Below are 5872 nucleotides of genomic sequence, written 5' to 3'. Positions count from 1 at the left end.
GTGGTCGTCGAGCAGCTGAACCACCTGCTGCCGCAGCTCATCTGGGCTCGTGCTGGCCGGGTCGACCGGCCGGCCGATCCGGGCTTCCAGCGGTCCGGCCGAGAACGGCCCGTGCTTGGGCCAGACCGCCCGGGTGCCCAGCAGCGCCACCGGCAGCACCGGCACGCCGCAGTCCCGGGCCAGCCGGAGCGCCCCGGACCGGAACTCGGCCACCGATCCGTCGGTGCCGCGGGTGCCCTCCGGGTAGACGACGACGGTGCGCCCTTGGGCCAGAGCGGGTTTCGCCGCGGCCAACAGCGCGGCGTAGGTGCCGGCTTCGGAGCGGTGCACCGGCAGCGCACCGGCCAGGTTGGTCACCAGGAACCGGCGGACCGGGACGTCGAACCAGGAGTCGGCGGCGGCGGCGAAGACCGGCCGGGCGCGCGGCGGCAGCGCAGCCAGCAGCACCGCGGTGTCGGCATGCGAATTGTGGTTGGCCACCAGCACGCAGCCACCGGACCCCGGCCGGTCGCCGGTAACCGTCAGCCCGCCGGTCAGACAGCACACCAACCGCCACAGGTAATGCCGGAACGCGACCGTCAGGGTGCTGATCATCGCGGTTATCCCAGCAGATACGCCAGCGGCAGCACCAGCAGCAGCGAGTCGATCCGGTCCAACAGCCCACCGAAGCCGGGCAGCCAGCCGCCGGCGTCCTTCACCCCGGCCTGGCGTTTGACCATCGACTCCAGCAGGTCGCCGAGCACCCCGCCGAACGCCACCGCGACCAGCAGCCCGACCGAGATGGTGCCCAGCAGGGTCAGCACCAGGGCGGCCCCGGCCACCGCGCCGACCAGGCCGCCGACGGTCTTGTTCGGGCTCAACGGCGACAACGGCCGGCGGGCCCAGCCGAACTTCCGCAGCCAGGTGCCGCCGCACCAGGCGCTGACGTCGGTGGCCGCGGCCGCGAAGCAGACCAGGAAGGCGTCCTCCCACAGCAGCACCAGGTGCGCCAGCGCCCAGCAGATCCAGACCGAGCCGAAGCCGGTGAACGCGGTGCGCCGCCCGCCGTCGACGGTGTCGCCGCTGAGCACCGACGGCAGTGCGCAGAGCAGCACCACGATCGGCGCCAGCCCGACCAGCTGCGGGCGCAGCCAGGCGGCCAGCGGGAAGAGCACCGCGCAGGCCAGCAGGATCATCCGGTCCACCGGATGCAGCCGGACCAGCCGGGCGAATTCCAGCACCGCGACCACCGCCAGGACGGCGGCCAGCGCGGTGGTGGGGCCCCGCCCGATCCAGATCGGGATGCCGACCACCGGCAGGATCAGCACCCAGGTGGTCCACTTCTGCACCAGCTCCCGTCTGCCGGAGACGGCGACCGCGATCCCGGCCGCCGCCAGGATCGCCAGGGTCACCCAGAGGAAGAACACCGCCCGCCCGACGATGTGCACGTGCAGCGGCCCCCAGTCGAGGTGCAGGCCCATGGTGCGGTCGTGGTGCAGCAGCCGCAGGTACCAGTCGACGAGCATCTACAGCTCCCGGTGCGCGGCGCGCAGCCGCAGTCCCGCGGTGAGCAGTGAGCCGGCCACGATCACCGCGCCCACATAGGACAGGGTGGCCGGCAGGGCGGTGGCGATGACGACGGCCAGGCAGCGTTCGGTCTTGCCCAGCGGTCCGCCGTTGCGCCGGGTGCCGCCGGCCGCGGCGGCCGCCAGCGCGGCGAACGTCGGCAGCGTCGCCGCCAGCGCCGCGAGCAGCACCCACAGCACCGGCCCGGACAGCCAGCCGCCCGGTTGTCGGGCGGCCCACACCGTCAGCCCGGCGAACATCAGCAGATCGGAGCTGCGGTCGCCGATCTCGTTGAGCACGAACCCCCACGGCCGGGTCACGCCCCGGGCCCGGGCCACGGCTCCGTCCAGGTTGGCCCCGGCCAGCCGCACGGCCAGGAAGACGATCACCAGCGGCCAGACGCCGAACGCGACGAAGACCGCCGCACAGCCCGCACCCAACACCCCGGCGGCGGTGAACACGTCCGGGGAGATGTCGCGGCGGACCGCGGTGCTGACCAATCCGGACAGCCGGCGGCCGTACCAGGGCTTCAGCGCATAGAGGCTCTTCATGTCCGGTCCGTTGTCCTCGGTGGGGTGGTGGTCCGCCCGGAGATCGGGGCGCTGCGACCATAACTGAAGCACTATACGTTGCGCAACATCTGCAATGAAGCAACGCTACAAATATCTCGCGTTGGGGCCGCGTCGCCGCAGGTGGACTTGGGGCGCGGGGTGGGATTCCGCACACCGGGGCGGTGGGCAGCGTGCCGGTTGTCGGGGCCGGGGCCGGCGTCGGTTAGGGTGGCCGGCGTGCCTAAAACTGGATCATCTGATCTGCGCACCAAGTCCGCGGCACTGGCAGCAGCGTTCATAGCGCCGACCGCCATGCTCCTCGCCGCCGGCGCCAGCGCTGATCCGAACCCCGACGAACTGCCCCCGCCGCCGCCCGAAGAGGCGCCGTGCTGCTTCGAGGCCGCACCGCCGCCGGAACCGGAGGGTCCGCCTCCGCCGCCGTGGTGGGAGATCTTCCCGGCCGCCAACGTGAACGCCCCGCACCCGCTGCCGCCGGGCGTCGCCGCCGAGCAGGGCCTGCAGCGGAAGACGATCCTGGCATCCCGCAGCATCAGCGAGGCGTTCCCGCAGATCCACAACATGATCGGCCGGCGGCCGGACTCGCAGCGCTGGCATCCCAACGGGCTGGCGCTCGACATCATGATCCCCAACCCGGGCAGCCCCGAGGGGGTGCACCTGGGCGACGAGATCGTGGCGTACGCGCTGCGCAACGCCGGCCGGTTCGAACTGCAGGACGCCATCTGGCGCGGCACCTACTACACGCCGGCCGGCCCCAGCGGCTCCGGTAACGGGCACTTCGACCACGTGCACATCACCACTCACGGTGGCGGATACCCGAACGGCGACGAGGAGTACTTCAGCGAGGAGCCGCCTCCGCCGCCGCCCGAGGAACAGGCTTAAGACGCCGACGGCCCCGCGGCATCAGTGGATGCTGTCGGCGATCCGGTTCGCGATCTGGACGGCCGCGTCGTCGGCCAGCGCGTCGCCGCACGCGACCACGTCCACCAGCGCGTTGTCCCGGATGGTCATGGCACGCTGACAGACCCGGTCGGGGCGGTCCGGGTCGGTGTAGGACAGCGTGAGCATCCCGTCCGCCAACGCCGGCGGCCCGATCACCGCCGTGCTGGTCTGACCGTCGGTGGTCGTGGTGGCGGTCTTGGCGACGCAGCCGATCCAGGCCTTGTGCTGCGTCTCCTGGAAGTCCTTGGCGTCCTGCCCGGACCGGAAGGCGGTGGCGGACTGCAACACGTAGTGCGGCCACGGCCAGGGCTGGTCCGGCTCGTGTAGCCGCTGCGCGGCCATCCCGGTGATCGGCGTGCCGCTGTAGGTGGGGCCCGCGGCCGGCGCCACGGCGCTGGTGCAGTCGTGCGGAACGACGTTCTGGCCCTTGACCGGCACCCGCATCGTCTCGCTGACCAGGCCGCTGGCCCCCACGATCGGCCCGGCGACATCGGGGCTCAGCAGGTTTTCGTTCAGGGTGTCCGCGGCGACGGTCTTCTCCGGCAGGGTGCTGGTGGTCGACGTCGGCGCCCGGTGCATGACGCTGACCGCGATCAGCGAGCCCACCGCGGCCACCGCGACCACCGACCCGATGACGGTCCCCTTGGTGAGCAGCCGGCCCGACGCCCCGCCGGCACCCTGGGCTGCCGCGGCCAGCCGCAGCCGCCAGCGCACGAAGCCGACGAAGACCAGCCCGAGCAGCGCCAGCACCCCCATGTCCAGCAGCCACGCCTGTGGCCGGTGCAGCCACAGGGCGTCCTCGGCCGGAGCCCGCAGCGCGGCGTTCCGCAGGTCGATGGTGGAGGCCGTCGCGGCGAAGCCCCAGCGGGCCGGCAACAGGTAGGACACCTGGTCCAGCCCGGGGCGGCCGGTGACCGGCACCAGGCCGCCGGCGAAGACCATCGAGACCATCACCAGGCCGACCATCATCGGCAGCACCTGCTCGCTGGACCGGGCCAGCGAGGACAGCGCCAGGCCGACCATCGCCGAGACGATGGTGGTCGCCGCCAGCGTCAGGTAGAGCTCGATGATCGCCGGGGTGGTGCCCTCGCCCAGCACGGCGCCGCCGTAGGCCGGGGGATGCTTGCCGGTCACCACGATCGCGGTAACGATCGCGATCTGGATCGCCGCGGCGACGCAGTAGACGGTGATCTTGGCGGTCAGGTACGCCGACGCCGACAGGCCGACCGCCTGCTCGCGCTGGAAGATCGCCCGTTCCCCGACCAGGTCGCGGATGGTCAGCGCGGTGCCCAGGAACACCGCGGCGATGTTGAGCAGCACCAGCAGCTGGACCGGCTCGGCGGGCGCGTCGGTGTCGGCGCGACCGAGGCCGGAGTGTCCGGGCACCACCAGCGACAGCAGGCCGAGCACGAACGGCAGCAGCGCCAGGAACGCGAAGTAGCCGCGGTCGGCGAAGATCAGCCGGATCTGGCGGCGGGTGACGGCGAAGAGCTGCCGCGTCCAGCTGGTGCGCGGCGCGGTGACCGGTTCGGCTTCGCGGCCGGACAGGGTCTTCGGCGCCGCCGGCGGCGGGTGGTGGGCCAGGTACTCCTGATGCACCCCGTCCGGGTCGGTGCTGACCCGGGCGAAGATGTCGGCCCAGTCCTCGGTGCCCATCGCCGCGCCGATCTGGGCCGGCGGTCCGGCGAACGCGGTCTTGCCGCCCGGTGCCAGCAGCAGCACCTGGTCGCACATGTTCAGGTAGGTGAGCGAGTGGGTGACCACCACCACCACCCGGCCGGCCGCTGCCAGGCCACGCAGCATGGTCATCACCTGGCGGTCCAGCGCCGGATCCAGCCCGGAGGTGGGCTCGTCGAGGATGAGCAGCGACGGTCCGGTCAGCAGCTCCATCGCCACCGACACCCGCTTGCGCTGGCCGCCGGAGAGCTTGTCTATCCGCTTGTCCTTGTGCTCGGTGAGCTCCAGCTCGGCGAGCACCCGGTTGACCACCTCGGTGCGGTCGGCCCGGGACGTGTCCGGGGGGAGGCGCAGCTCGGCGGCGTACCGCAGCGCCTTGTCGACGGTGAGCTGGCGGTGCACCACGTCGTCCTGCGGCACCATGCCGATCCGGGACCGCATCGACATGTACTCGGCGTGCACGTCGTGGCCGTCGAAGGTGACCAGGCCGGCGCTGGGCGGCATGTTTCCGCCGGCCAGCTTGATCAGGGTGGATTTCCCGGCCCCGGACGGGCCGATCACCGCGGTCAGCGTGCCCGGGCGGGCGGCGAACGAGACGTCGGTGATCAGTGCGCGACCCTCGATGGTCAGCCCCAGGCCGTACACCTGCAGGCCGCTGGTCTGCGGTGTCGCCTCGCGTGGCCGCAGGGTGGTGCCGGCCGCCACCAGGTCGGTGTTGCCGAGCGTGACGACGTCGCCGTCGTGCAGCAGGATGCGGTCCACCCGCCGACCGTTGACGAAGGTCCCGTTGCTGCTGCGGTTGTCCCGGATCTCCAGGCCGCCCTCGGTCACCGTCAGGGTGGCGTGCACCCGGGAGACCAGCGGGTCGTCCACGACGATCGCGTTGGAGGCCATCCGGCCGATCGCCATCGAGCCGACGGGCGCCTGGGTCAGCCGCGGCGGCACCATCCTGCGCACCGCGCTGGTCATCCGGCCGGCGGCCTCACCCGGCGGTTGCAGCGCTTCCGGGGGCACCTTCGCGATGACCGTCTGCTCCAGCCGGGCCGGATCACCGCCGACGGCGACCACCGGGTTGGCCCCCGACGGCGGCCCGTGCACGGGAGCCGGAGCCGGCGCCGGTGGCCGGGGCGGCAGCGGCC

The 5872-nt window shown here is 72.7% G+C and carries 5 protein-coding genes; 1 reads left to right on the top strand and 4 read right to left on the bottom strand.

The window, feature by feature from the left end; translation table 11 throughout:
* From AC2VNT_RS05635 to AC2VNT_RS05625, 3 genes are all read right to left on the bottom strand, one after another.
* Positions 1-594: lysophospholipid acyltransferase family protein (locus AC2VNT_RS05635; protein WP_486945918.1), on the bottom strand; the 594-nt coding region annotated here is incomplete at its 3' end.
* A 5-nt stretch (positions 595-599) separates the two neighbouring features.
* Complete coding sequence (locus AC2VNT_RS05630; RefSeq protein WP_486945917.1) at positions 600-1505, bottom strand: phosphatidate cytidylyltransferase; 906 nt, start codon at positions 1503-1505, stop codon at positions 600-602.
* On the bottom strand, positions 1506-2096 hold the full coding sequence (locus AC2VNT_RS05625) for a CDP-alcohol phosphatidyltransferase family protein (protein WP_486945916.1): 591 nt from the start codon (positions 2094-2096) through the stop codon (positions 1506-1508). It abuts the gene before it with no gap.
* Positions 2097-2408: 312 nt separating this feature from the next.
* On the opposite strand from AC2VNT_RS05625, the gene AC2VNT_RS05620 reads away from it, so the two are divergent.
* Positions 2409-2996, top strand: coding sequence for a VldE C-terminal domain-containing protein (locus tag AC2VNT_RS05620; RefSeq protein WP_486945915.1), 588 nt, complete (start codon positions 2409-2411; stop codon positions 2994-2996).
* A gap of 21 nt (positions 2997-3017) precedes the next feature.
* On the opposite strand, the gene AC2VNT_RS05615 is transcribed toward AC2VNT_RS05620, so the two are convergent.
* Positions 3018-5872 (bottom strand): ATP-binding cassette domain-containing protein (locus AC2VNT_RS05615; RefSeq protein WP_486945914.1); only part of this gene is annotated, 2855 nt, incomplete at its 5' end.

The organism is Mycobacterium sp. TH-M15, assembly GCF_057473705.1.
Note: the sequence above shows the minus strand (reverse complement) of the source record. Positions and strands in the feature narration are given on the sequence as shown.

Excerpts from the sequence above, each read along its gene's own strand:
- AC2VNT_RS05630 (WP_486945917.1), bottom strand. The coding sequence starts at position 1,505 with ATGCTCGTCGACTGGTACCTGCGGCTGCTGCACCACGACCGCACCATG.
- AC2VNT_RS05625 (WP_486945916.1), bottom strand. The coding sequence starts at position 2,096 with ATGAAGAGCCTCTATGCGCTGAAGCCCTGGTACGGCCGCCGGCTGTCC.
- AC2VNT_RS05620 (WP_486945915.1), top strand. The coding sequence starts at position 2,409 with ATGCTCCTCGCCGCCGGCGCCAGCGCTGATCCGAACCCCGACGAACTG.